Raw genomic sequence first — 25,361 nt, 5'->3', positions numbered from 1 at the left:
ATCCGGGCTACGAAGCGACGCTTTCGTCCCTACCCCGCCGGCTGGAACGAATCCGCGCGCGCCATCGCCCAGGCGTCGCGGAAGCGGGGATCCTGGGTGCCTTCGAGCAGCTCGCCCGGGCGCAGCGCCGGATAGAGCTGTGCGAAGGTGCGGACGTCGGTGGTCGAAGACCGCTGCGAGAAGTGGATCGGGCGCAGATCCTTGGTGTGCTCGAGGCCGGCGGCGGCGAGCAGCTCGGTCAGCGCGTGCAGGGTCGAGTGGTGGTAGTTGTACACGCGCTCGATCTTGTCCGGCACGTAGAGCGCGCGGTTGCGGATCGGGTCCTGCGAGGTGACGCCGGTCGGGCAGCGATCGGTGTGGCAGCTCAGGGACTGGATGCAGCCGAGCGCGAACATGAAGCCGCGCGCCGAATTGCACCAGTCGGCCCCGATCGCCATCGCGCGCGCCAGGTCGAAAGCGGTCGCGATCTTGCCGGAAGCGCCGATCTTGATGCGGTCCCGCGCGCCGATGCCGATCAGCGCGTTGTGGACGAAACTGACGCCCTCGCGCATCGGCATGCCCAGATGGTCCATGAACTCGAGCGGCGCGGCGCCGGTACCGCCTTCATTGCCGTCGACCACGATGAAATCGGGATAGAGCCCGCTCTCGTTCATCGCCTTGCAGATCGCCAGGAACTCCCAGGGATGGCCGATGCACATCTTGAAGCCGGCCGGCTTGCCGCCGGACAGCTTGCGCATCTGGGCGACGAATTCCATCATCTGCAGCGGCGTCGAGAACGCCTTGTGATAGGCCGGCGAGATGCAGTCCTCGCCCATCGGCACACCCCGGATCTTGGAAATCTCCTCGGAGACCTTCGCGGCCGGCAGCACGCCGCCATGGCCGGGCTTGGCGCCCTGGCTGATCTTGAGCTCGACCATCTTGATCTGGTCGTCACCGGCAACGCTTGCGAACAGCTCCGGATTGAAGGTGCCGTCGCGGTTGCGGCAGCCGAAATAGCCGGAGCCGACCTCCCAGATGATGTCGCCGCCCATCTCGCGGTGATAGGGGCTGACGCCGCCCTCGCCGGTGTCATGGGCGAAGCCGCCCTTCTTGGCGCCGGCATTCAGCGCCCGCACCGCGTTCGGGCTGAGCGCGCCGAAGCTCATCGCCGAGATGTTGAAGACCGAGGCCGAGTACGGCTTGGTGCAATCGGGGCCGCCGATGGTGATGCGGAATTTCTGGTCGGCTTTCGGCTTCGGCGCCACCGAATGGTGCATCCACTCATAGCCCTCGCGATAAACGTCCTCCTGGGTGCCGAACGGCCGCTTGTCGAGCACCATCTTGGCGCGCTGATAGACCACCGCGCGGGTGTCGCGGGAGAACGGCATGCCGTCCTTCTCGCTCTCGAAGAAATACTGCCGCATCTCCGGGCGGATCTCCTCGAGCAGGAAGCGGACATGCGCCGAGATCGGGTAGTTGCGCAGCACCGCATGGTTCTTCTGCGTCAGGTCGCGGATGCCGAGCAATGTCAGCGCGCCGAAGATCGCCAGCGGGATCACAACGATCTTGAAGACCTTGTGGTCGAAAATCCCGACCAACAGCAGGAGCGCGGTGACGACGGCGCAGATCGTCAGCACGATGAAGCGCGGCGAGAACGGAAGCAGTATCGTATCCATCAAATCCCTCAACCGGTCTGCCTTGAATACCCTGTCGGCGGCGAGCCTAATCCAACTCGCGGAACAAGTGCACTACGGTTATACGGCCGAGCAGTCACAGATGTGACAACCGCCCGGATGGGCGGGTGCGGCTGCCGCAACCGGCCAAATTGATTTGAAATCGACTTTTGCAGTGCAGCGCAGTGGAGCTCCACAATGGCGCCCGGTCAAAATATCGAAAACAACCCCATGCACAGTAGCCGGCAACTACCGGCGTTCGACAGCGCAACTTGACATGTCGGGCAACTCACCGGCATTATTCCATTATTCCGAAATCGTAGAGACGAACGTCCTCACTCTGCGGCGATCGCCGTGGCGCTTGCGGGGGGCGCATCGTGTATGGGGAAAACCCTGGCGCGGTACTTCCCTGCGGCCATCCGTCGAGACGCCTGCCGTTGTGTCCGCGGCCCCTCCAGGGCGTCGTCCCTGCGAAAGCAGGGACCCATAACCACAACTGCCAATTGTTGGGCGATGCTGGAACGACGAGTCCCTGCAACAAGGTCCGCCCCGGCGTATGGGTCCCTGCTTTCGCAGGGACGACGATGAGGACGGTTCCCGTTCTAAAGCGTCACACCACGCGGTGCCATCACCTGCACCGTTCGCCTAATGGTCGTGCGGCTGCAATTCGTGGGGGATATGCCCCGCCTTCAGGCCGTCGCTGTCGAGCCACGCATTGGTGGTGTCGAGGGCGCGTGCGATGTGATCGGATGTCCGGGAGAAATCGTAGGGCGAGCCGACCAGCGGGCAGAGCGGCGGCACCACGAAATACTCGACGTCGGGACCGATATTCTCGAGCTCACTGACGAGCTGCCGCGCGATCAGGAGCGTCAGCGCATGCAGCGCATTGGCGAGCGCGCCGACCGGCGGCGCCTGGTTGGCGCAGGCATGCCCGGTGGGCAGCACGATCAGGCGCTTTGCCCCATGCTTCACGGCGACGCGGACCGGTGTGTTGCTGGAGATCGCGCCGTCGGCAAGGTAACGATCGCGGTAATGCACCGGCGTGAACGCGCCGGGGATCGCAGTCGACGCGACGATCGCCTCGGCCGCGGAGCCTTCCGACAGCACCACGCTGTCGCCGCTGATGATGTCCGTCGTGACGATGTGGATCGGGAGCCGCGCGTCCTCGAGATTGCGGAACGGGATGTAATCGTCGATCAGCTTGCGGACGCCGTCATGCGAGATCAGGAAGTCGCGCCGCCACAGGAAGCCTACCAGCGTCCGCCAGCTCACCGGAAACACGTCCTGCCGGTTCAGGCCGCGCCAGATCTCGGCCAGCCGCGCCACCCCCGAGAGCGTCGGGTCGCCGGCATAGAACGCGCCGTTCAAGGCGCCGACGCTGGAGCCGACCACCATGTCGGCGGCGACGCCATGCGCCGCCAGCGCCTGCAACATGCCGACCTGGACCGCGCCAAAGCTGCCGCCGCCGGCGAACACAAAGGCGGTCTTCGGGGCATCGGGATCGGTGATGGACAAGGCGCGGCTCCTCGGGTCGCCGCGTTCGGGAGAGGGCTGCGCGGCGTTGAGGGCGTTATAGCAAGGGGACAATGGACTACGCCACAAACACCATCGTCGTCCCGGCGAAGGCCGGGACCCATAACCACGAATGCAAAAGGCTGGAGCCCGATGGGGCCCCAGCCTTCGTCCAATCAGCAACGGTGGTTATGGGTCCCGGGTCGCGCTTCGCTTGCCCGGGACGACAGAGATCAGCGCTCGACGAACGCCTTCTCGATCACGAAGTGACCGGGGGTGTTGCCGCTGCCTTCCTTGAAGCCGCGGGTCTCGAACAGCTGCTTCAGCTCGTCCAGCATCGCCGGGCTGCCGCACATCATGATGCGGTCGGTCTCGATGTCGAGCGGGCCCTGATGCAGGTCGGCGAACAGCTGGTTCGACGTGATCAGGTCGGTGATGCGGCCGCGGTTGCGGAACGGCTCGCGCGTCACCGTCGGATAATAGGAGAGCTTCTCGGACAGCAACGGCCCGAACAGCTCGTCGTCGCGCAGCTTGGCGACCAGCTCCTCGCCATAGGCGAGCTCGGAGACCTGGCGGCAGCCATGCACCAGCAGGATCTGATCGTAGCGATCGTAGACCTCGGGGTCCTTGATCAGGCTCGCGAACGGCGCAAGGCCGGTGCCGGTCGACAGCAGCATCAGCCGCTTGCCGGGAATCAAATTGTCGGTGATCAGCGTGCCGGTCGCCTTGCGGCCGACCAGGATGGTGTCGCCCTCGCGGATCTTCTGCAGCTTGGAGGTGAGCGGGCCGTCCTGCACCTTGATCGAGAAGAACTCGAGCTCCTCCTCGTGATTGGCGCTCGCCATCGAATAGGCGCGCAGCAGCGGCCGGCCCTCGACCTCGAGGCCGATCATGGCAAACTGGCCATTCTGGAAGCGGAAACCGGAATCGCGGGTGGCCCGGAAGCTGAAAAGCGTATCGGTCCAGTGCTGAACAGAAAGAACTTTCTCTCGATAGAACGCGCTCATGGGTTTTCGTTTTCTCGACTGATCAGATTTAGAATGGCTTGATTTCTAGACTGCTCGCGACGGCGCTGAAGTGGCCGAAATCATTGAAGATCTCGCGTGTCCATTGCGCCAATGCATGAGATAGTCAAGATCAACTGGCGTGCAATTGCGATCTCAGAATGGCAGTCGTCCGATTTCGCGCAGAGGTTCAGCCACGACATCGTTAACACGTGGCGCTGCAGGTAATTTACTTGCTGAGATCGCCACCGATCTGGCAATTAATTGCTACGAAAGCCGCGGTGAAGGGAAAATGATCTCGTGGTCCTGATCAGCCAGCGAATCTTCCTGGAAACCATCAAAAAATATTGTTTGGCGCGCTCGATTGCCGTCGAGGTGCGGTCCGGCGGCTGGCTGGTCATCATGACCAAAGGCGACACGCGGCGGCTCGCGATCGGCTACGACATCGGGCTGAACAGCGCGGTCGCGCACCAGGTCGCCAACGACAAATCGGCTTGCGCCGACGTGCTGGCATCGGCCGGCATATCAGCCGTTCCGCACCGGCTGTTCCTTGGCAGCAAGCTCAGCAAGCACATCCCCGGATCGGACTCGCTGGATGCGATGCGGCTTCTGCTCGCGCAACATCCGCACGGCCTCGTCGTCAAGCCCAATGAAGGGACCTCCGGCGAGCTCGTCTTCCGCGTCACGACGCGAACGCAACTGGAGACCGCGGTCGCACGCATCCTCGCCGCGCATCCGAGCCTTGCGATCTCGCCTTATGTCGAGATCAAGGACGAGGTGCGCATCGTGCTGCTCGATGATCGCGCGTTGATCGCCTACCGCAAGGCACGGCCGTCGGTGGTCGGCGACGGCGTTCGCTCGCTGCGCGCGCTGGCGCAGGCGACCGCGACGGCCGAACAGCTGAAGGCTCTCTGCGAGGACTTCGATGCCGCTGCGCTCGACGCCGTTCCGCCGCCCGGCGAACGGCTTCTGCTGAACTGGCGGCACAACCTCGATGCCGGTGCCGAGCCCGTACTGCTCACGGATGATGCGACGCGCGAGGCCTGCGTCGCGCTCGCGATCGAGGCCGCGCAGGCCGTCGGCATCCGCTTCGCCTCCATCGACGTCGTGCACGTTGATGGCGCGTGGCAGGTGCTGGAAGTGAATTCGGGCGTGAAGATGGAGGCACTGGGCCGCCGCCATCCGGCGCTGGTCGAGGCGGCGTATCACGCGGCGCTGGACGCCGTGTTCGCGTAAGCAGCGTGCCACGCGCTTGCCTCGAGCCCCCCGATCAGCCTCGCGGGTGCTCTTTCTCATAGGCGGCGACGATCAGTTTCGATTGCTCGACCTGTGCGGTGAGACGGTCGATCTCGGCTTGCGTCTCCGGAAACACATCAGCGCCTGCCGCATTTCCGGATTGCAACTCCGCGAGCAGTTCACGATTCCTCGTGATCTGCTCGCGGTGCCAATCGATTTCAGGATCGTCTTGCATAGGCCAGGTTTCTATCCGCGAGAATTACGACGTGAACTCTCGCAGCAGGGCGGGAGGATAAACCGGCTTTGCAAAGAACTTGACGCCGTCAGGCAGATCACTGGGCGGCGCCAGGCCCGAGATCACGAGCACGCGCACGCCCGGGTCGCAATCCAGCGCCCATTGTGCGAGTTCGATGCCGTTCATTCTGCCCGTGAGCTTGATGTCGGTGACCAGCAGTGACGGGTGACGCATCTTGACGGCAAGCGCAGCCGTCTCGCCGTCTTCGCATTGGATGACGTCGAAATGCCCTTCCTTCAACAACAACGCAATCATGTCGCGCTGGATCGTGTCGTCTTCGACCACAATTGCGGTTTGGTGAATTGACCTCGTGTAGCCCATGGCAACCTCCAAACGGTCAACCCCAGTGTTCAATGACTGAGGACGCTTAAAGTTCTGGTTCCGGACTCGATAACCGGCGGGTTCCGGCGGACGTTTGCAAGTTCCGAGCGGAACAACATTCGAGGTTACCGCGTCATTGATGAGAGACGAGCCGGATGGTTCGGGCCTGGGGACAGGAAGTCGTGCCAGGAGGCAAAGCTGATGAAGAACGCTGTACGCTCGGATCAGGATTTTTCTGAACCCACCAAAGCCGACGCGGCGGCTGGCGCGCCCAGCTATCTATCCTCTCGACGACGGGTCGAAGACCCGGTCGGAGATGCCAATGATATGCGGCATCAGGCGATGGAGCGAGAGACGACCGGCTCGCTTGACGCTCGCCTGCCGCACGACATCGTTTCCGAGATGGAAGCGGAGCTCAAGCAGCAGGTCGATCGGCTTGTCGCGGAGCGACACTAGAGCCTATCCCGTTCCGATTGAGCCGGAACGGGGCTCTAGACTCTAGTTCTGACGCGTTTTCTTCACGCGAACCGGTATCCACTTCGCTCGAAAACGCTCTAGCTGGTGAAGTGACGAGTTCGCGAACTTCAACAGCGGAATCTGGCCTGCCGATGATGCTCCAGAGATCGCGGCGTGGAAACTCGAAGCAAGATCCCCGCCGGAATCGATGGAGTTTTGATGGGAGCGATCCTTGGACGCGCGATCTTCCAGGTCATGGTTGTTCTGGCGGCGGTCGGCATCGTTGCCCTCTCCTCCATGGCGGTCCACGGCGGCTACGCGCGTGCGGCGGTGCAGCTTGCAGCGAAATTCACTCCGTCACTTTGACCGATTCAGCGGCTTGCTCATCCGGCCCAAGAGAGTACGCTGATGCGCATTAGTCGATCCGGATCCAGATTATGCGCAAACTCCTTTTGAGCCTCTTCGCCGTCATGGCGTTCGTCGCCGCCTTCAATCCTCCGGCCGCCAACGCCGTGTTCTGGCGCGGCGTCACGGCCCCGACGAATATCGACATCCACGGATATCCGATCATCAAGGAGCCGCCGCCGAGCACATGCCAGTTGATCCATGTGAACGGATTCTGGGTCCGGCAGTGCCTGGATTTGTCGCGTCGCTATTGGCGATGAACGAAGTCGCGCTTCGTCGGCACAGTTCGGGAACGCTTCGGTTGCCCTCACCCGGATCGCGTCTGCGACGCAATCCGGCCTCTCCCGCAACGAGAGAGGCCGGACTTCGCGGCTAGTTCGCTCCGCCCGCAGAATCGTCGAGCGCCTTGAAGGCGTCTTCGAGCTGCGGCGACAGCGCGACGTTGAGCTTCTCGCCGGTCGGCAGACGGGCGACGAACCACTTGTTGTAGAGCGGGATGATGTCGCGGTTCGAGGCGAGCTTGCGGAAGGCGCGCTCGACCACGTCCTTCATCTGCGGCTCGCCCTTGCGGTACATGATGCCGTAGGGATCGTAGGACAGATAGTCGCCGGTGACGCGGAATTTGTCCTGCGACTTGTGCCGCGCGATCAGGCCGTAGAGCAGGATGTCGTCCGTCGCGAACGCATCCGCCTTGCCGTCCATCAGCATCTGGTAGGACTGCTCGTGGTCGGGCGCGGTCACGATGTTGAGGCCGAGCTGTTGCTTGGCGTCGACATTGTGCATCGCCTGCTCGTTGGTGGTGCCCTTGGTCACCACCACCGTCTTGCCCTTCAAGCCGGCGACCTGGTTGACGCCGGAGGCCTTCGGCACCATCAGCTTGGTGCCGGCCACGAACATCAGCGGCGAGAATGCGACCTGCTTGCCGCGCTCGGCATTCGCGGTGGTCGATCCGCATTCGAGATCGATCTTCTTGTCGACGACCGCCTGAATGCGGTCGTCGGAGGTGACCTTGACGTAGTCGATCTTGAGGTTGGCGTCGTCGACCTCGGCCGCGATCTCGTCGACGATCGCATCGCACAGCTCGAGGCTGTAGCCGATCGGCCGGTTGGAGTGGTCGAGGAACGAGAACGGCGGCGAGCTTTCGCGATAGCCGATCCGCACCGCGTGCGTGGCCTTGATGTTGGCGAGCGTGGGGCTGAGCCCCTCGCCTGCCGGCTGTGCGGACACCGGTCCGATCAGCAGGCTCGCCGCCAGCAGACATGCTGACAGCAGGCATGTCGACATTAAGGGCGCCTCAGCCCGTATCGGCTTCCAGCGGGCGCGATGCATGCATCCCTCCCGTCAATGACCGGCCATCACGGCGCCGGGCACCGCATCCTGCGGCACTGCGTCGTCGGGCCCGAGCTCGTGCTCGGCCTTCAGCTCGCCTTCCCACTTCGCGACCACGGCGGTGGCCAGCGAGTTGCCGATCACGTTGGTGGCGCTGCGGCCCATGTCGAGGAAGGTGTCGATGCCCATGATCATCAGCAGGCCGGCCTCCGGGATGCCGAACTGCGACAGCGTCGAGGCGATCACCACCAGCGACGCGCGCGGCACGCCGGCCACGCCCTTCGAGGTGATCATCAACGTCGCCAGCATGGCGAACTGCGTGCCGAGCGACATTTCGATGTGGTAGGTCTGCGCGATGAAGATGCTCGCGAAGGTGCAGTACATCATCGTGCCGTCGAGATTGAAGGAATAACCGAGCGGCAGCACGAAGGCCGAGATCCGCGAGGAGGCGCCGAACCTGTTCAGCCCTTCCAGCGTCTTCGGATAGGCCGCCTCCGAGGAGGCAGTCGAGAACGCGATCATCAGCGGCTCGCGGATCAGCCGTAGCAAATGGCTGTAACGCGGCCCGATCACCACGAAGCCGACCGCCACCAGGATGCCCCACAGGATCAGCAGCGACAGATAGAAGCCGCCCATGAAGACGATCAGCTTCCAGAGCACGCCGAGGCCGTTCTTCGAGACCGTCGCCATGATCGCGGCCCACACCGCGATCGGCGCGAACAGCATCACATAGCTCGTGACCTTGAGCATGATGTGGGCGAGATCGTCGATCAGGCTCATGATCGGCTTGGCGCGCTCAGGCATGGCGCCGAGCGCCACCGCGAAGAACACCGCGAACACCACGATCTGCAGGATCTCGTTCTGCGCCATCGCATCCGCGATCGAGGTCGGGATCAGATGGGTCAGGAATTTCTCGATCGAGAAGGCCGAGACCGGCAGGCCGGTCGACTGGGCCTTGTCGGGCAGCGTGCCGGGGAAATTGGCGCCGGGCTGCAACAAATTGACCATCACGAGGCCGAGCAGCAGCGAAACGAACGAGGCGGAGACGAACCAGCCCATGGTCTTGGCGAAGATGCGCCCGAGCTTGGCGCCGCTTCCCATATGGGCGATGCCGCCGACGAGGGTTGCAAACACCAGCGGCGCGATGATCATCTTGATCAGGCGCAGGAACAGCATTGCGATCAGGTTGACGTCGGCTGCGATCTCGGCACGGCTGTCAGGAAAATAGTTGAAGACGATCGTTCCCATTGCGATGCCAAGGACCATCGCAAGCAGGATGTACTGCGTAAACCTGTTCGACATTCTCTTACCCCCGTAAGTTCCCGGCGAAGGGCAAGTGTGGCAGATTTACGCAGCTACGCAACACGCTTCGCGCCGCGCGGGACTTTGCCGATCTGTTCCCGTTGTGGAATGCCAGCGCTGGGACTAGCGTTCACGCAGCGCACAATCTGTGCAATGAGCTGCGCACAGTGCAGTCAAACTGCATGCGAAACGACCAACGCCAAGGGAAGTCAAGGGAAGCCAAGAGGGGAGACACCGCCAATGAACGACACCGTCAATCGCCAGATCCTGCTTGTTGAAAAGCCGACCGGCAAGCTCGGCCCCGAGCATTTTCGCCTGACCAAGGGCACGGTCCCCGCGCCGAAGGACGGCGAGGCGCTGGTGCGGACGCGCTACATCTCGCTCGACGCCGCCAACCGCGCCTGGATGCACGGCGCCACCTACCGCGCTGCGGTGGAAGCCAACACCGTGATGGCCGGCGGCGGCATCGCCGAGGTGGTGTCGTCGAATGACCCCGGCCTGAAGCCGGGCGATATCGTGTTCGGCGACACCGGCTGGCAGGACTATGCCGCCGTGCCCGCCAAGCACCTCGCCAAAATGCCGAAGCTCGAGCCGATGACGCATCTGCTTAGCGTCTATGGTATCGCCGGCCTGACCGCCTATTTCGGCCTGCTCCACGTCGGCAAGCCGAAGGAGGGCGAGACCGTGGTGGTGTCGGCAGCCGCCGGCTCGGTCGGCTCGATCGTCGGCCAGATCGCCAAGATCAAGGGCTGCCGCGTGATCGGCATCGCCGGCGGCAAGGACAAGTGCCACTGGCTGACCTCGGAGCTCGGCTTCGACGCCGCGGTCGATTACAAGGACGGCGCCACCTACAAGGCGCTGCGCGCAGCGGCGCCCAAGGGCATCGACGTCTATTTTGACAATGTCGGTGGCGACATCCTGGAAGCCTGTTTGGCGCAGATGAACAACCGCGGCCGGATCGCCTGTTGCGGCGCGATCTCGCAATATGACGGCGTGCCCTCCGCGCACGGCCCGCGCGGCGTGCCCGGCCTGATCGTGGTGAAGCGGCTGGTCATGCAGGGCTTCATCGTGATGGACTACATGGACCAGCGCGATGCCGCGCTCGCCGACCTGCAATCCTGGGTCGCCTCGGGCAAGCTCAAGGTCCAGGAAGACGTCATCGACGGCATCGAGAACACCCCGCAGGCGCTGATCGGGCTCTTGGCCGGCGAGAACCGCGGCAAGCGCATGGTGAGGGTGTAGCGTCACAGCCATCAGTACCGTCATCCTGAGGTGCGCGCTCTTGCGCGCCTCGAAGGATGCACGGCCCGGCTGGTGGCCGTCGACCCTTCGAGACGGCCGCTTCGCGGCCTCCTCAGGGTGACGGGGAGAGATTTGAGCGCGGAGTGCGCAGGTCTAATGCACCGTGCCCGACGCCTGCGGGGCGGCTTGCGGCGCGGGCGCCTTGCCCGTCTTCGCCTTGCGCCAGTTCTCGAAATTCTGCACCACGACGAAGAACGCCGGCACGAACAGCACCGCGAGGCAGGTCGAGGCGATCATGCCGGAGAACACGGTGATGCCGATCGATTTGCGGGCGTTGGCGCCGGCGCCGGTCGCGAGCACCAGCGGCAGCACGCCGAGGATGAAGGCGAACGACGTCATCAGGATCGGCCGGAACCGGGCGCGCGCCGCGTCGATCGCCGACTCCAGCACCGGCTTGCCGTCGCGGATGTGATGCTCGAGCGCGACCTCGACGATCAGGATCGCGTTCTTGGCCGACAGCGCGATCAGGAGGATGGTGCCGATCTGGGTGTAGAGATTGTTCTCGATCCGAAGCGACGTCAGCACCAGCATGGGCCCGAGCAGCGACAGCGGCACCGCCAGGATCACCGAGATCGGCGCGTACCAGCTCTCATATTGTCCGGCGAGCACGAGATAGACCAGCAGCAGCGCCAGCGCGAACACCAAGTAGATTTGGCTGCCGACCTCCTTCTCCTGGTACGACATCGCCGTCCACTCATAGCCGGTCCCCGGCGGCAGCGTCTTGGCGGCGATCTCCTCCATCAGCGTCATCGACTGGCCGGAGCTGTAGCCCTGCGACGGCAGGCCGATGATGGTCGCGGACGGATAGAGGTTATAGAGACTGATCAGCGACGGTCCGACCGACGGGGTGATGTTCGCCACCGTGCCGAGCGGGACCATGTCGCCATTGCTGTTGCGCACCATCATGTTCTGGATGTCGCGCAGCGTCAGGCGGTATTGCGCATCGGCCTGGGTGTAGACCTGGAAGGTGCGGCCGAACTTGGTGAACTGGTTGACGTAGCTCGCGCCGAGATAGGACGACAGCGTCGAGAAGATCTGGTCGGTGGTGACGTGCAGCGTCTCGGTCTTGACGCGGTCGACCTGGACGTCGAACTGCGGCACCATCGAGCGGAACGACGACTGCACCCGCTGCAGCGCGCTTTGCGTTTGCGCATTGCCGACGACGGCGCCGGTGACCGCCTGCAGCTTGCCGTAATCGGCGTTGCCGTCACGGAGCTGCACCTGCATGGCAAAGCCGGCGGCATTGCCGATGCCCTGGATCGGCGGCGGCGGGATCACCAGAATCCGCGCCTCCGGAATGACCGCAAGCTTGTCGTTGAGCCCGTAGACCAGCGAGCGCAGATCCTCGCCGGGGCCGCGCGAGCCCCAATCCTTCAGGATCACATAGGCGACGCCGGCATTGGCGAGGCTCGACGAGTTGTCGAGCGCGGAGATGCCGGCGATGGCGACCACCTGCTCGACACCCGGTGTCTTGCGGGCGATCTCGGTGACCTGATCGAGCACCCGCTGGGTGCGATCGATCGCGGCGCCGTCGGGCAACTGCACCGCGGCCAGCAGATAGCCCTGGTCCTCGATCGGAATGAAGCCGGTCGGCACCCGCGACAGCCCGTAGCCGGCAATTCCGATCAGGACCAGCGCGACGAGGACCGAGGTCTTGGCGTGGCCGGCAATGCCGCCGATCATCCGCGTGTAGCCCCGCTCCACCCGGTCATAGACCGCGTTGAAGCCGCGGTAGAAGACATTGCGCTGCGCCAGAGGCACCGGCGGGCGCAGCCATAGCGCACATTGCGTTGGCTTCAAGGTCGCGGCGTTGACGGCGCTGAGCAGCGCGGTCGCCGCGATCACCAGGGCGAATTGCGCGTACATCCGGCCGGTCAGCCCCGGCAGGAAGGCCGCCGGCAGGAACACCGAGATCAGCACCAGCGTGATGCCGACGATCGGCGCGAACAATTCGTCCATCGCCTTGATCGCGGCATCGTGCCCGGACATGCCGCGCTCGATATTGTGCGCGGCGCCTTCGACCACCACGATGGCGTCGTCGACCACGATGCCGATCGCCAGCACGATCGCAAACAGCGTCGACAGATTGATGGTGAAGCCGAGCGCGGCCATCGCCGCGAACGCGCCGATGATGGTGACCGGCACCGTGGTCGCAGGCACCAGCATCGCCCGCCAGTCCTGCAGGAACACCAGGATCACGACCAGCACCAGCAGGCCGGCCTCGATCAGCGTCCGATACACCTCGTCGATCGAGGCCTGGACGAATTTGGTGGTGTCGAACGGCGTGTCGTATTTGATGTCCTGCGGGAACTGCCTGGCGAGCTGCGCCACCTTCTTCTGCACTTCCTTCTCGACCTGCAGCGCGTTGGCGCCGGGCGACAGGAATACGCCGATGCCGGTGGCCGGCTTCTGGTTGAGCGAGAACACCTGGCTGTAGGTCTGCGCGCCGAGCTCGACCGAGCCGAGATCGCGGACGCGGATGACGTCGCCGACATTGCCGGTCTTGACGATGATGTTCTCGAACTGGCTCGCATCGTCGAGCCGGCCATTGACGTTCAGCGTGTACTGGAACGCCTGCCCCTGCGGCGCGGGCGGCGCGCCGACCTGGCCCGCGGTGACCTGCTGGCTCTGCTGCTGGATCGCCTGGATGACGTCCTGCGGCATCAGCCCGCGCGCCTGCAGCTTGTTCGGATCGAGCCACACCCGCATCGAATACTGCCCGGCGCCGAACACCGTGACGTTGCCGACACCCGGCAGGCGCGACAGCTCGTCGCGAATGTTGATGGTGGCATAGTTCGACAGGAACAGGCTGTCGTAGGTCTTGTTCGGCGAGGTCAGCGTCACGAACAGCAGGATCGAGGTCGACCGCTTCTGCACCGTGACGCCCTGGTTCTGCACCGCGGTCGGCAGCTGCGACAGTGCCGAGGAGACGCGGTTCTGCACCAGCACCTGCGCGAAGTTGAGGTCGGTGCCGATCTTGAAGGTCACCGTCAGCGTGTAGGTGCCGTCGGCGCCGCTGTAGGACTGCATGTAGAGCATGTCCTCGACGCCGTTGACCTGCTGCTCGATCGGCAGCGCCACGGTGTCGATCACGGTTTTTGCCGACGCGCCGGGATAGCGCGTCGTCACCTGGACCGTCGGCGGCACCACGTCGGGATATTGCGCGACCGCAAGATTGAACAGCGCGACACCGCCGATCAGGATCATCAGGATCGCGATGACGTTGGAAAGGACCGGCCGCTCGATGAAGAATTTCGAGATCATGGCGCGCCCCTCACTTGGCCGGTGCCGGCGTCGCGTCGCCCTTCTGCATCTGCGGATCGACCTTCTGCCCGGGGATCGCACGCAACAATCCGGCGGTCACCACGCGATCATCGGCCTTCAGCCCGCTCTCGATGACGCGCAGCCCCTCGTCGAGCGGTCCGGTCGTGACCTTGCGCTGCTCGACCACGTTCTCGGCATTGACCACCAGCACGTAGCGGCCGCCCTGGTCGCTGCCGATCGCGACGTCAGGCACCAGCAGCGCATTGTCCTGCTTGTCGAACGGCACCCGAACGCGGACATAGAAGCCGGGCAGCAGTACGCGATCCGGATTGGGCACCAGGCCGCGGACGGCAAGCGTTCCGGTCGACTGATTGACGGTCGGCGAGATGTAATCAAGCTTGCCCTTGTGCGGAAAGCCGGTTTCGGTCTGCAAACCGACCTCGACCGGCAACTGCCTGAGCTCGTTGACCGTCATGCCGCGACGGCGCGCTTCATCCCGCACCCGCTGCACGTCCTGTTCGTTGACGTTGAAATTCACATAGATCGGGTCGAGCTGCACGATGGTCGCAAGCTGGGTGGGCGAGGCCACGCCGACCAGTTCACCGACCGAGACCAGATGATTGCTGACGATGCCGTCGAACGGTGCGGCCACATTTGTGTAGCCGTAATTGACCGCGGCGATCTTGGTGTTGACCTGGGCCTGCTGCAGGCTGGCCTGGGCGTTGTCCCGCGCCGAGGTCGAGCTATCCAGCGTCGACTGCGAGACCGCCTGGCGCTGCACCAGATCGGTTTGCCGCTTGAAGTCGGCCTCGGCCTGCTTCAGCGTCGCCTGCGCGCCCACTTCCGCGGCCTGCGCCTGCTCCAGCTTCAGCTTGTAGGTCTCGGGCTCGATCGTGAACAGGGTGGTCCCCTGCTTCACCGGCGAGCCGTCCTGATAGTTGATCGCCTGCAGAAAGCCCTGCACGCGCGCGACCAGATCGACGGTCTTGATCGGCGCGGTGTTTCCGGTGGCGTCCAGATAGCGCGTGATGGCGCGCTGCACCGGCGGCGCGACTTCGACCTTGGGCGGCGGCGGCGCAACAAAACTGTTTTGCTCGCAGGCACTTAAACTGACAAGGGCCGTTACGGCGAAGGCGATGCGCGGAAGCGGCGCATTTCGCAGCCGCACAAAATCGCTCTGACTGAAATGTGCCGACGCGCGCGCATGCCTCATTTCCGAGCCTCAATCCAAATGACTTAAGTCAAAGATGTCGAAGCGAGCAAAAAAATCAGCCGGCCTCTTCCATAGCAACAATCCGCTTGCAGCGGAACTCGAAAGCGAAAATGATGTCGCTCGCGAAGGTTGTTAGAGCAAAACTTTTTCAGACTCAGTTCAGTTGAGCCGGAGGCTTCCGGCGCGACCAGAGGATTTATTCAAATGATCAACGCGTTGACACGTGCAACGAGGCTCTCCGCATGGCTCGCGCTTGCGGCACTGATGAGCACCGGACCGGCCTTGTCGCAGGCGCCGAGCCAGGCGCAGCGCGACGCCATCAAGTCGCAATGCCGCAACGATTACATCGCACACTGCTCCAGCGTTCCGCCCGGCGGCGAAGCGTCACTGCAGTGCCTGCAGAAGAACATGGCAAGCCTCGGACCTGGCTGCGCCAGTGCCGTGAAGGCCGTGGAAGCTCCAAGCGCTGCGCCCGCAGCAGCCAAGACCGACGCGGCTCCGGCGGCGACGGCGGCCAAGCCCGCGGAGACGGCAGCCCCGAAGGCCGCCGCAGGAAAGCCAAGCAACGCGCAAATCTCGGCGATCCGCAGCGCGTGCCGCTCGGATTATCCCAAGGTCTGCGCGGGCGTGCCGACCGGCGGCGCGCCGGCGCTGCAGTGCCTCGAGAAGAACAAGGACAAGCTCTCGCCGGCCTGCGAGAAGGCCGTGGCGGCCGCCGGCGGCGGTGGCGCCGCGGGTGCCGCGACAACGGCAGCACCGGCCGCGGCTCCAGCGGTGATCGCGTTGCGGCCGCTGCGGCCGCGCGAAGAGATTTTCGTGCTGCGTTCGGCCTGCGGCGCCGACGTCCGCTCGATCTGCGGCGGCGTCCAGCCGGGCGGCGGGCGGATCGTACAATGTCTGGCAACCAATGCCGGCTCGCTGTCGCCGGCGTGCCGCGAGGTGCTGGCGCCGTTCGCGGCGCGGTGATCCTGTTGTCACGCGACTGATCGGAAAAGGGAGCGATCGATGCTGCGTCTTGTCCTGACCGCCGCGCTGCTTTGCGGCGCAACCGCCGTCTACGCCCAGGAGCTGACATCAGCGCAACGCGACGCCTGCATGGGCGACTACCAGAAGTTCTGCAAAAGCGTGACGCCCGGCGGCGGGCGCATCATCGCCTGTCTTGCCAAGGAGAGCGACAAGCTGACGCCCGCCTGCAAGAAGGTGCTGGCGGAAGCGGAAAAGAAATAGCCGCGCAGGCGGTGAGACGATAGGTGCCCGGCGATTTGCCGGGCACGGAGCCGCAGCACCTTGTTGTCACAAACAGGCCAACCAACCTCACCCCGGGAGAGGGAATATCATGCGCTCATTATTGCTGATCGCTGCGGCCCTGCTGTCCTTTGCCGCGACCATGACCTTCGAGTCCTCCGATGCCAACGCCGTCGTGTGCGGGCGCGGCCCCTATCGCGCCGGATGCGCCGGCCATCGCGGCGCGGTCGTCGTCCGCAAGCCCGTGGTCGCCGGCTGCCGCTGGGTATGGGTCGGCGGGGTCAAGGTCCGCCGCTGCTACTGAGCCGTTCGCGGCCACGCTTCTGGTCGCCGCGCGCATTTTCCCTCTGGCGTTCCCGCCAGAGGGCGATTAGGCTGGACCCAAATTGTAAGTACACTGTCAATCTGGGAGGCAAACGTTGCGGATCGCCGTGATTGGCGGAGGGCCCGGCGGGCTCTATTTCGCCTATCTCTGGAAGAAGCGTCATCCTGACGCCGAGATCGATCTGTTCGAGCAGAACGCCGCCGGCGCCACCTGGGGCTTCGGCGTGGTGTTCTCCGAACAGGCGCTGGAGTTCCTGCGCGCCGATGACCCCGAGACGGTCGACGCCATCGCGCCGCGGATGGAGAGTTGGAAGAACATCACCCTCAATCTGCGCGGCGAGAGCGTCGAGATCGACGGCGTCGGGTTCTCCTCGATCGGCCGGCTGGCGCTGCTGACGATCCTGCAAGAGCGCGTGCGCAGCACCGGTGTCACGCCGCGCTTCGACACCGTGGTGCAATCGGTCGACGAACTGAGGGGTTACGACCTGATCGTCGCCGCCGACGGGCTGAACTCGATGGTCCGCCGCGATTTTGAGGCCGCATTCGGCGCGTCGGTCTCGCATTCGACCAACAAATTCGCTTGGTACGGCACCACCAAGACCTTCGCGACACTGTCGCAGACCTTTGTGGCGACCGACGTGGGCTGCTTCAACGCCCATCATTACCGCTATGCGAAGGACATGAGCACCTTCCTGGTCGAGTGCGACGCGGCGACCTGGGCGGCTTATGGTTTTGTCGACAAGACGATCGAGGAATCACAGGCGATCTGCGAAGACGTCTTCGCCGCGACGTTGGACGGTCACAGACTGATCTCCAACAAATCGGTGTGGCGCAATTTCCCGTGGATCTGGAACGAGCGCTGGTCGCACGGCAGCATGGTGCTGATCGGCGACGCGCTGCATTCGGCGCATTTCTCGATCGGCTCGGGCACCCGGCTTGCAATCGAGGACGCGATCGCGCTGACCAAGGCGCTGGAGTCCGAAAGCGGCATCGCCGCCGCGCTGGCCCGCTACGAGAGCGAGCGCAAGCCGATCGTGAAGAAGCTCGTTACCGCGGCGCGGACCAGCGCCGACTGGTACGAGCATTTCCGCGCGCACATGAAGCGCGACCTGATGGATTTCGCCTACAGCTACATCACCCGCTCCGGCCGGATCGACGACGCGCGGCTGCGCGCGATGTCGCCGGCCTTCATGGCCCGTTACGAAGCAGCAAAAGGACGCCCATGACCGGGATCGCCGACCAGGTTCCGCTGGACAATCCCGGTTCGCGCGAGATCGGCTTCGCGCTTCCCGAGCGCTACAATGCGAGCCGCATCCTGTTCGACAATCTCGGCAACGGCAACGCCGACCGCCTGGCGCTGACCGGCCCGGCCGGCACGCGAACCTATCGCGAGCTCTGCACTGATGCGGCACGCTGGGGCCACGCCTTCCAGTCGCTTGGCTTGCAGCGCGGCGACCGCGTCCTGCTGTTCCTCGACGACACCCCGGCCTATCCGGCGGCGTTCTTCGGCGCGGTGCGCGCCGGCTTCGTGCCGCTGCTCATCAACACGCTGACGACACCGGAGCTGCTGCAATTCTATCTGTCCGATGCCGGCGCGCAGGTTGCCGTCACCGATGCCGAGTTCTGTTCGCGCTTCAACGCGGAGGCCTGCAAGGACACGCCGCTGCGCACGCTGGTCGTGGTCAATGGCACGGGCGCCGGACATGCTGTCGCGGAGACGCGCAACGCCGGCGACTGGCTGCATACGTTTCCGACTGAGCTCGACGCGGCCGACACCCACCGCAACGAGATGGCGTTCTGGATGTATTCGTCGGGCTCGACCGGCCGCCCCAAAGGCATCGTGCATCTGCAGCACGACATGGCCTATAGCGAGCTCGCGTTCGCCCGCAACGTGTTGAAGCTTTCGCCCGGCGACATCTGCTTCTCGGTGCCGAAGATCTTCTTCGCCTATGGCTTCGGCAATTCGATCACGTTTCCCTTCTCGGTTGGCGCCGCGACGCTGCTGCTGCCGGGCCAGCCCAAACCGGCCGCGATCTTCGCGGCGATCGCCCAGTATCGCCCAACCGTGTTCTTCGGCCTGCCGACGCTCTACATCACCCTGACCAAGGCCGAAGGCGCCGAGCAAGCCGATTTCTCCTCGCTGCGGATGGCAGTCTCGGCCGCCGAGGTGCTGTCGGCCGATGTGTTCAACGGCTGGAAGCGGCTCACCGGGCTCGAGATCATCGAAGGGCTCGGCTCGACCGAGGTGCTGCACGTCTATCTCAGCAACCGCGCGGAGCAGAAGAAGCTCGGCGCCGCGGGCCTGCGCGTGCCCGGCTACGAGATCATGCTGCGCGACAGCGACGGCCGCGAGGTCGGCGACAATGAGGAAGGCATTTTGTGGGTGCGCGGCGATTCCGCGACGCCACTCTACTGGAACCGGCCGGACAAGACCGCCGAGACCGTACGCGAGGACGGCTGGATCTACACCGGCGACCGTTTTGTGCGCGACAGCGACGGTTTTCACTTCTTCCGCGGCCGCGCCGACGATCTGATCAAGATCTCCGGCCAGTGGGTCTACCCACTGGAGGTCGAGCTGTGTCTTGCCGATCACCCCGATGTCCGCGAATGCGCCGTCTACGGCGTTGAGCTGCCCGATCGCCGCATGACGCTGCGGGCCGTGGTCGTGATGAACAAGGCCGGCTTCGACACCGAAGAGGCGACGCGGCGGTTGCAGGATTACGTCAAGACGAAGTTGCTTCCGTATAAGTATCCGCGCGAGGTGAAATTCATCGACGAGTTGCCGAAAACAGGAACGGGGAAGATCGACCGACAAGCGGTGATGCGGATGTGACAGCCACATACTCGCTGTCGTCCCTGCGAAAGCGGGACCCATAACCACAAATATTGGTGGCGCGAAGGCTGGGGCCTCAGCCTGCTACAACAACAGCCATTCGTGGTTATGGGTCCGGGATCGCGCTCGCTCCGCTCGCTTGTCCGGGACGACGAGCAATTAGCTGTCCCGCCATCAGCCATACATTCGGTGTCGTCCCGGCGAAGGCCGGGACCCATAACCACAAATGTTTGTGGCGCGACGGCTGGGGCCCCAGCCTGCCATAACAACAGCCATCGGTGGTTATGGGTCCCGGATCGCGCTTCGCTTGTCCGGGACGACACCAGGAATGTGGCGCGTGTCGCGCATCTCACATCGAGCAGCTAACCGCCCAGCCCCGTCCCACCATACAGCCACGCGATATCGTCGCACCACTCGGCTTGCGACTTCGCGCTCATGATCGCGTTGCGGATGCGGGCGTGGTCGCCGGCGGGGTGGTAGACGTGCTCGCCGATCGCGCGTGACATCAGCTGCACGCGGGCGGTGCGCGGGAAGCGCCGCGCGCGATAGGCATCGAGCGCCGCCGCTTGGTCGTCGTGGCTGGCCAGCATGTGCGACAGGCACACCGCGTCCTCCATCGCCTGGCAGGCGCCCTGCGCGAAATATTGCAGCATTGGATGCGCGGCGTCACCGAGCAGCACCACGCGGCCGTCGACCCAGCGCTCGGTGGGATCGCGGTCGCACAGCACCCAGAGCTTCCAGTTGGTGCCGTGGCGGATGATGTTCTGCGCCCGCTCGTGGACGTGGGTAAAGCCCCGCATCACCTCGTCCTCGGAGACCGGCTTGCCGGCGACCGGCTCCGGCGCATCGTTGTGATAGGTGACGACGAGGTTGAACACCTTCCAGCCCGACAGCGGATAATGCACGATGTGGCATTTCGGACCGGCCCACAGCGTGGCCGCATTCCAGCGCAGATCTTCCGGCATCTGCTCGGTCGGGATCACCGAGCGATAGGTGGTGTGACCGGAGACGCGCGGCGGACCATCCGCCGTCACCTGCTTGCGGATGTTGGACCACAACCCGTCGGCACCAATCAACAGACGTCCGGTGATACGCTCGCCACTGGCGAGCTTTGCGGTCACCGACGAACCGTCCTGCTCGTAGCCTATCACCTCGCTGGACACGCGCAGCTCGATCAGCTCGTGGCTCTGGCAGGCGCGCAGGAACACGCCATGCAGATCGCCGCGATGCACGACGGCATAGGGATTGCCGAACCGCGTGCGAAAGGCCTCGCCGAGATCGATATGGGTGATCTCATCGGCGGTGAGCGCATCCATCAGCCGGAGCTGGTCGATATAGACCGCCATGTTGCGTGCGGCTTCGCCGACGCCGAGATAGTCGAAGGCGTGGAACGCGTTCGGCCCAAGCTGGATGCCGGCGCCGATCTCGCCGAGCGCTGAAGCCTTCTCCAGCAGGATCGAGCGGATGCCCTTCTGCGCGAGGCCGAGCGCGACGGCGAGGCCGCCGATGCCGCCGCCCGCGATCAGGACCGGCTTGCCCTCGGCCATCAGCCCGACCTCCCGAGATGTTCGAGCGCATCCTCGGCGCGCAGCGGTACGCGCGAGGCCTCGTTGTTGAGGTCGACAAGTTGGGTCAAGAGCGAGAGAAGCGTCTTGCGATCGGCCGGCTTCAGTGGCTGCAGCATCCGCGCCTGCGCCTTGTCGACCGAGGGCATGATGTCGTTGAGCACCGCGGCGCCGGCCTTGGTGAGGTAGAGCAGCTTGACGCGCTTGTCCTCGGGCGCCGGCTTGCGGACGATGTAGTCCTTGGCCTGCAGACGCTCGATCACATTGCCGAGCGTCGAGCGGTCGAACGCGATCACCGCGGAGAGCCTTGTGGCGTCGATGCCGGGATGGGTCGAGATCGTGACCAGCGCGGCGTATTGCACCGGCGTCAGGTCGAACGCCCTGCACTCCTCGATGAACAGCGCGACCGCGATCTGCTGCATCCGCCGAAACAGATAGCCGGGCGCGGTGTAGACCGCATCCATCGTGACGGGTGTTGGCTTGCTATTCGGCATCGGGCTGCTTGTCCGGGGCGGCGTCGGCGAACGCCTTGACTTGTTTTGCCGCAGCCTCGGCCTTGAGCAGGCGCGGATAGGCCGAGACGTCGACGCCGAACCGCCGCGCATTGGCGAGCTGCGGCACCAGGCAGAGGTCGGCAAGCGTCGGCGCATCGCCGAAGCAGAACGGCCCGGCCTCCTCAGCGATCAGGGTTTCGCAAGCCGCAAGGCCTTCGCGATTGGCCCAGGCTGCCCATTCCGTCACCTGCTCCTCGGGCAGGCCGAGCCTGCGCAGCCGCGCCAGCACCTTCAAATTCTGCACCGGGTGGGTATCGCAGGCGATCGCCTGCGCGAACGCGCGCACCTTGGCGCGCCGCATCGGATCCTTCGGCAGCAGCGGCGGATTAGGATTGGTCTCGTCAAGCCATTCGATGATGGCGAGTGACTGGGTGAGGATCGCGCCGGCGTCGCTCTCCAGCGTCGGCACCAGCCCCTGCGGATTGATCGCGAGATAGGCCGGCGCGCATTGCTCGCCCTTGCGCAAATGATGCGGCAGATGCTCTGATGTCAGCCCCTTCAGATTGAGGGCGATCCGGACCCGGTAGGACGCGCTGCTCCGAAAATAGCCATGCAGCTTCATCGGAACCTCCCTTGCATTTCGTGATTGGCTTGTTTGATTGACGCTAGCCATATTGTAAGTATACTGTCAATTAATTGAACCGACAAGAATGATGATGGGAGGCTTGCCATGGAAGCCGTGCAGAAGACCCCCGAGCGCGAAGCGTTCTACAAGAAGATCGACGGCCAGAACCTCTCGGCGCTGTGGAACGTGATGAACGATCTGATCACGCCGGAGCCGAAGAGCGCCTGCCGTCCGCACCTGTGGAAGTTCGACCAGATCCGCGACTACATGAACGAGGCCGGCAGGCTGATCACGGCCAAGGAAGCCGAGCGCCGCGTGCTGGTGCTGGAAAATCCCGGCCTGCGCGGCCAGTCCAAGATCACGACCTCGCTGTTCGCCGGTGTGCAGATGGTGGTGCCGGGCGACATCGCGCCCGCGCATCGTCACGCCCAGTCGGCGCTGCGCTTCGTGCTCGAGGGCAAGGGCGCCTTCACTGCCGTCGACGGCGAGCGCACCGCGATGGCGCCAGGCGACTTCGTCATCACGCCGTCGATGACCTGGCATGACCATTCCAACGAAACCAGTGAGCCGATGTTCTGGCTCGACGGGCTCGACATCCCGATGGTGCAGTTCTTCGATTGCTCATTCGCCGAGGGCGCCAAGGAGGATCAGCAGTCGATCTCCAAGCCGGCCGGCGCCAGCTTCGCGCGCTACGGCCACAACCTGCTGCCGATCGACCAGAAGCGAACCTCGAAGACCTCGCCGATCTTCAACTATCCCTATGAATACACCCGCGAGGCGCTGGAGAAGGCCAGGGCCGGCGACGAGTGGGACGCCTGCCACGGCTTGAAGCTGAAATTCTCCAACCCCGAGACCGGCGATTTCGCGATGCCGACCATCGGCACCTTCATCCAGTTGCTGCCAAAGGGCTTCAAGACCGCGCGCTATCGGTCAACCGATGCGACCGTGTTCGCCGCGATCGAGGGCAAGGGCCGCACCCGGGTCGGCGACCAGACCTTCGAGTGGGGACCGCGCGATTTGTTCGTGGTGCCGAGCTGGCATTGGGTCACCCATGAGGCCGATGCCGACTCCGTGCTGTTCTCGTTCTCCGACCGCCCGGTGCAGCAGAAGCTCGACCTGTTCCGCGAGGACAGGGGGAATGCGTAAGAGGCACAGCAAATGGAATGCTGTCGTCCCGGGCAAGCGAAGCGCGACCCGGGACCCATAACCACAGGGTTTTGTTGTTCGAGGTGCTGGGGCCCCAGCCTTTTCTAACAACGACACCCTGTGGTTATGGGTCCCTGCTTTCGCAGGGACGACGGAGGGGTTGTGGCGAACAGCATGGCTTTCACCGCCAGTGCAGCAGCCGCGTCTCCAGCAGGTTGATCAGTCTCCCCACCACAAGCCCGAACAGCGACAGGATCACGACACCGGCGAGCAGCTGATCGGTCTGCATCAGATTGCCGGCCTGCAGCACGAAGGCGCCGATGCCGTATTGCGCGCCGATCATCTCGGCGCTGACGACCAGCAACAGCGCGACCGACGCGGTGATGCGGAAGCCGGCGAGGATTGAGGGCAACGCGCCCGGCCAGATCACGCGGCGCACGATGGCGTGGAACGGCACGTTGAAGCTCTGCGCCATCCGGATCAGATTGCGCGGCACCGCATCGACGCCGCTATAGACCGAGATCGCGGTCGAGAAGAACACCCCGAGCGCAATGGTCGCGATCTTCGGCTCCTCGCCGATCCCGAGCCAGAGGATGAGCAGCGGCAGCAGCGCGATCTTCGGAATCGGGAATAGCGCCGAGATGAAGGTGATGCCGACGCCGCGCGCCATGGTCGACAGCCCGATCGCGAAGCCGACGATGACGCCCGCTGCCGTGCCGATGATCCAGCCGGTGCCGATCCGCATGATCGACCACGACAAATGCTGCCACAGCGCCCCCGACATCGCGAGCTTGTAGATCGCAACCGCGATCGCCGACGGCGCCGGCAGGAACAGCGGGTTGACCAATCCTGCGCTGCCGGCGAGCTGCCAGATCGCGATGACGAGCGCGAGCGCGATCCAGCCAGCATAGCGGCTGCCGCCGGGCGTGAAGCCGGCGCCGCGAAACGCGACCGGCCGCGTCGCTTGCGCCGATTGGTCGTTCGTCTCCTGCGGGGAGCGGTCAAGCATGCTGGACCTCGCGCTCGGCATCGATCGCTTCTTTCCGGATCAGCGACCACAATTCGCCCTGCAAGGCGGCCAACTGCGCGCGGGCATCCGGTGCGCCGCGCGCGGCACGCGTCATCGGGATGGTCACGATCTCCCTGATGCGGCCGGGTCGGCGCGACAGCACCACGACGCGGTCGGCCAGCCGCACCGCTTCCTCGAGGTTATGCGTGACATAGACCGCGCCCATCGCACCGTCGGCGAGCAGGCCGACGAAATCCTCCATCAGGAGCTCGCGAGTCTGCGAATCCAGCGCCGACAGCGGCTCGTCCATCAACAGGATCGCCGGGCGCACCGCCAGCGCACGCGCGATGCCGACGCGCTGGCGCATGCCGCCGGACAGCTGCTTCGGATAGGCCGCGCGAAAGTCCGACAACCCGGTGCGGCGCAGCGCGTCGTCGATCACGACGCGGCGCTCGCCGGCGCTCAAGGCCGCGTGCAGCAGCGGAAAGGCGACGTTCTCCTCAACCGTGTTCCATGGCAGCAACGCAAAGTCCTGGAACACGAAGGTCAGCGGATTGAGGCTGCCGGCCGGCGGCGCGCCGCGCAGCTCGGCGGCGCCGGCAGCCGGCCGCAGCAGGCCGCCGAGGATCGACAGCAGCGTGCTCTTGCCGCAGCCGGACGGCCCGACGATGGCGACGATCTCGCCGGCCGAGACCTGGAAGGAGACATCGTCGAGCACGTCGAGCGCGCCGAAGCGATGGCTGATATGGTCGGCGATCAGATCCATCTAGCAGCTCACTATCTGATCCGTCACCCTGAGGAGCCGCGTAGCGGCGTCTCGAAGGGTCGA

General features: G+C 64.6%; 25 protein-coding genes. 11 read left to right on the top strand and 14 right to left on the bottom strand.

Annotation, left to right across the window (positions count from 1 at the left end; all coding sequences use genetic code 11):
* Positions 1-29 precede the first annotated feature (29 nt).
* From ACOIX3_RS02650 to ACOIX3_RS02640, 3 genes are all read right to left on the bottom strand, one after another.
* A complete protein-coding gene (locus ACOIX3_RS02650; RefSeq protein WP_420968272.1) occupies positions 30-1,655 on the bottom strand; it encodes an FMN-binding glutamate synthase family protein in 1,626 nt (541 codons plus the stop codon).
* 642 nt (positions 1,656-2,297) lie between these two features.
* Entirely contained in the window at positions 2,298-3,167 is an 870-nt protein-coding gene (locus tag ACOIX3_RS02645; RefSeq protein WP_420968271.1) for a patatin-like phospholipase family protein, read from the bottom strand.
* Positions 3,168-3,397: 230 nt separating this feature from the next.
* Positions 3,398-4,171 (bottom strand): ferredoxin--NADP reductase, encoded by a 774-nt coding sequence (locus ACOIX3_RS02640; protein WP_342725051.1) that lies wholly within the window; start codon positions 4,169-4,171, stop codon positions 3,398-3,400.
* A gap of 297 nt (positions 4,172-4,468) precedes the next feature.
* Here ACOIX3_RS02640 and ACOIX3_RS02635 point away from each other — a divergent pair, with 297 nt between their 5' ends.
* The gene (locus ACOIX3_RS02635; protein ID WP_420968270.1) at positions 4,469-5,404 is read left to right on the top strand and encodes an ATP-grasp domain-containing protein; all 936 of its coding nucleotides are present in this window, start codon (positions 4,469-4,471) and stop codon (positions 5,402-5,404) included.
* Between the two features lie 34 nt (positions 5,405-5,438).
* Here the strand turns inward: ACOIX3_RS02635 and ACOIX3_RS02630 are convergent, their stop codons facing one another.
* Both ACOIX3_RS02630 and ACOIX3_RS02625 read right to left on the bottom strand, forming a co-directional pair.
* Positions 5,439-5,639, bottom strand: a complete 201-nt coding sequence (locus ACOIX3_RS02630; RefSeq protein WP_420968269.1) for a hypothetical protein — start codon at positions 5,637-5,639, stop codon at positions 5,439-5,441.
* A 24-nt stretch (positions 5,640-5,663) separates the two neighbouring features.
* On the bottom strand, positions 5,664-6,020 hold the full coding sequence (locus ACOIX3_RS02625) for a response regulator (protein ID WP_420968268.1): 357 nt from the start codon (positions 6,018-6,020) through the stop codon (positions 5,664-5,666).
* 201 nt (positions 6,021-6,221) lie between these two features.
* Between ACOIX3_RS02625 and ACOIX3_RS02620 the strand changes: the two genes are divergently transcribed.
* The 3 genes from ACOIX3_RS02620 (at position 6,222) to ACOIX3_RS02610 (ending at position 7,141) form a co-directional block, all read left to right on the top strand.
* The gene (locus ACOIX3_RS02620) at positions 6,222-6,476 is read left to right on the top strand and encodes a hypothetical protein (RefSeq protein WP_420968267.1); all 255 of its coding nucleotides are present in this window, start codon (positions 6,222-6,224) and stop codon (positions 6,474-6,476) included.
* 219 nt (positions 6,477-6,695) lie between these two features.
* Positions 6,696-6,842, top strand: a complete 147-nt coding sequence (locus ACOIX3_RS02615; protein WP_420968266.1) for a hypothetical protein — start codon at positions 6,696-6,698, stop codon at positions 6,840-6,842.
* A gap of 71 nt (positions 6,843-6,913) precedes the next feature.
* Complete coding sequence (locus ACOIX3_RS02610; RefSeq protein WP_420968265.1) at positions 6,914-7,141, top strand: hypothetical protein; 228 nt, start codon at positions 6,914-6,916, stop codon at positions 7,139-7,141.
* Positions 7,142-7,253: 112 nt separating this feature from the next.
* On the opposite strand, the gene ACOIX3_RS02605 is transcribed toward ACOIX3_RS02610, so the two are convergent.
* Both ACOIX3_RS02605 and ACOIX3_RS02600 read right to left on the bottom strand, forming a co-directional pair.
* Positions 7,254-8,165 (bottom strand): amino acid ABC transporter substrate-binding protein, encoded by a 912-nt coding sequence (locus tag ACOIX3_RS02605; RefSeq protein WP_420968264.1) that lies wholly within the window; start codon positions 8,163-8,165, stop codon positions 7,254-7,256.
* A 57-nt stretch (positions 8,166-8,222) separates the two neighbouring features.
* A complete protein-coding gene (locus tag ACOIX3_RS02600) occupies positions 8,223-9,512 on the bottom strand; it encodes a dicarboxylate/amino acid:cation symporter (RefSeq protein ID WP_342725060.1) in 1,290 nt (429 codons plus the stop codon).
* A gap of 240 nt (positions 9,513-9,752) precedes the next feature.
* Here ACOIX3_RS02600 and ACOIX3_RS02595 point away from each other — a divergent pair, with 240 nt between their 5' ends.
* Positions 9,753-10,754, top strand: coding sequence for an NADP-dependent oxidoreductase (locus ACOIX3_RS02595; RefSeq protein WP_420968263.1), 1,002 nt, complete (start codon positions 9,753-9,755; stop codon positions 10,752-10,754).
* 153 nt (positions 10,755-10,907) lie between these two features.
* Here ACOIX3_RS02595 and ACOIX3_RS02590 read toward each other — a convergent pair whose 3' ends face one another.
* Positions 10,908-14,078 (bottom strand): efflux RND transporter permease subunit, encoded by a 3,171-nt coding sequence (locus ACOIX3_RS02590; RefSeq protein ID WP_420968261.1) that lies wholly within the window; start codon positions 14,076-14,078, stop codon positions 10,908-10,910.
* 10 nt (positions 14,079-14,088) lie between these two features.
* A complete protein-coding gene (locus ACOIX3_RS02585) occupies positions 14,089-15,246 on the bottom strand; it encodes an efflux RND transporter periplasmic adaptor subunit (protein WP_420968260.1) in 1,158 nt (385 codons plus the stop codon).
* Positions 15,247-15,495: 249 nt separating this feature from the next.
* Between ACOIX3_RS02585 and ACOIX3_RS02580 the strand changes: the two genes are divergently transcribed.
* From ACOIX3_RS02580 to ACOIX3_RS02560, 5 genes are all read left to right on the top strand, one after another.
* Complete coding sequence (locus tag ACOIX3_RS02580) at positions 15,496-16,257, top strand: cysteine rich repeat-containing protein (protein ID WP_420968258.1); 762 nt, start codon at positions 15,496-15,498, stop codon at positions 16,255-16,257.
* Between the two features lie 39 nt (positions 16,258-16,296).
* Complete coding sequence (locus tag ACOIX3_RS02575) at positions 16,297-16,518, top strand: cysteine rich repeat-containing protein (RefSeq protein WP_420968257.1); 222 nt, start codon at positions 16,297-16,299, stop codon at positions 16,516-16,518.
* Positions 16,519-16,627: 109 nt separating this feature from the next.
* Positions 16,628-16,840: a hypothetical protein gene (locus ACOIX3_RS02570; RefSeq protein ID WP_229169023.1), complete on the top strand. Its 213-nt coding sequence runs from the start codon at positions 16,628-16,630 to the stop codon at positions 16,838-16,840.
* 115 nt (positions 16,841-16,955) lie between these two features.
* On the top strand, positions 16,956-18,086 hold the full coding sequence (locus tag ACOIX3_RS02565) for an FAD-dependent monooxygenase (RefSeq protein ID WP_420968256.1): 1,131 nt from the start codon (positions 16,956-16,958) through the stop codon (positions 18,084-18,086).
* Positions 18,083-19,693, top strand: coding sequence for a benzoate-CoA ligase family protein (locus tag ACOIX3_RS02560; RefSeq protein WP_420968255.1), 1,611 nt, complete (start codon positions 18,083-18,085; stop codon positions 19,691-19,693). The genes ACOIX3_RS02565 and ACOIX3_RS02560 overlap by 4 nt, the downstream gene beginning before the upstream one ends.
* Positions 19,694-20,055: 362 nt before the next feature.
* On the opposite strand, the gene ACOIX3_RS02555 is transcribed toward ACOIX3_RS02560, so the two are convergent.
* From ACOIX3_RS02555 to maiA, 3 genes are read right to left on the bottom strand one after another with little or no spacing between them, the layout of a single operon-like run.
* Positions 20,056-21,240 carry a 3-hydroxybenzoate 6-monooxygenase gene (locus ACOIX3_RS02555; RefSeq protein WP_420968254.1) on the bottom strand — a complete coding sequence of 395 codons (1,185 nt, stop codon included), beginning with the start codon at positions 21,238-21,240 and terminating at the stop codon, positions 20,056-20,058.
* Entirely contained in the window at positions 21,240-21,752 is a 513-nt protein-coding gene (locus ACOIX3_RS02550) for a MarR family winged helix-turn-helix transcriptional regulator (RefSeq protein ID WP_420968253.1), read from the bottom strand. Before ACOIX3_RS02550 ends, ACOIX3_RS02555 begins: the two co-directional genes overlap by 1 nt.
* Positions 21,742-22,374, bottom strand: a complete 633-nt coding sequence (gene maiA / locus ACOIX3_RS02545; protein ID WP_420968252.1) for a maleylacetoacetate isomerase — start codon at positions 22,372-22,374, stop codon at positions 21,742-21,744. Before maiA ends, ACOIX3_RS02550 begins: the two co-directional genes overlap by 11 nt.
* A gap of 108 nt (positions 22,375-22,482) precedes the next feature.
* Between maiA and gtdA the strand changes: the two genes are divergently transcribed.
* Entirely contained in the window at positions 22,483-23,523 is a 1,041-nt protein-coding gene (gene gtdA, locus ACOIX3_RS02540) for a gentisate 1,2-dioxygenase (RefSeq protein WP_420968251.1), read from the top strand.
* 181 nt (positions 23,524-23,704) lie between these two features.
* Here the strand turns inward: gtdA and ACOIX3_RS02535 are convergent, their stop codons facing one another.
* Both ACOIX3_RS02535 and ACOIX3_RS02530 read right to left on the bottom strand, forming a co-directional pair.
* Positions 23,705-24,532 (bottom strand): ABC transporter permease, encoded by an 828-nt coding sequence (locus tag ACOIX3_RS02535; protein WP_420968250.1) that lies wholly within the window; start codon positions 24,530-24,532, stop codon positions 23,705-23,707.
* Complete coding sequence (locus tag ACOIX3_RS02530; RefSeq protein WP_420968249.1) at positions 24,525-25,298, bottom strand: ABC transporter ATP-binding protein; 774 nt, start codon at positions 25,296-25,298, stop codon at positions 24,525-24,527. Before ACOIX3_RS02530 ends, ACOIX3_RS02535 begins: the two co-directional genes overlap by 8 nt.
* Positions 25,299-25,361: the final 63 nt, after the last annotated feature.

The organism is Bradyrhizobium sp. B120, assembly GCF_049075665.1.
Taxonomy (GTDB): Bacteria; Pseudomonadota; Alphaproteobacteria; order Rhizobiales; family Xanthobacteraceae; genus Bradyrhizobium.
Note: the sequence above shows the minus strand (reverse complement) of the source record. Positions and strands in the feature narration are given on the sequence as shown.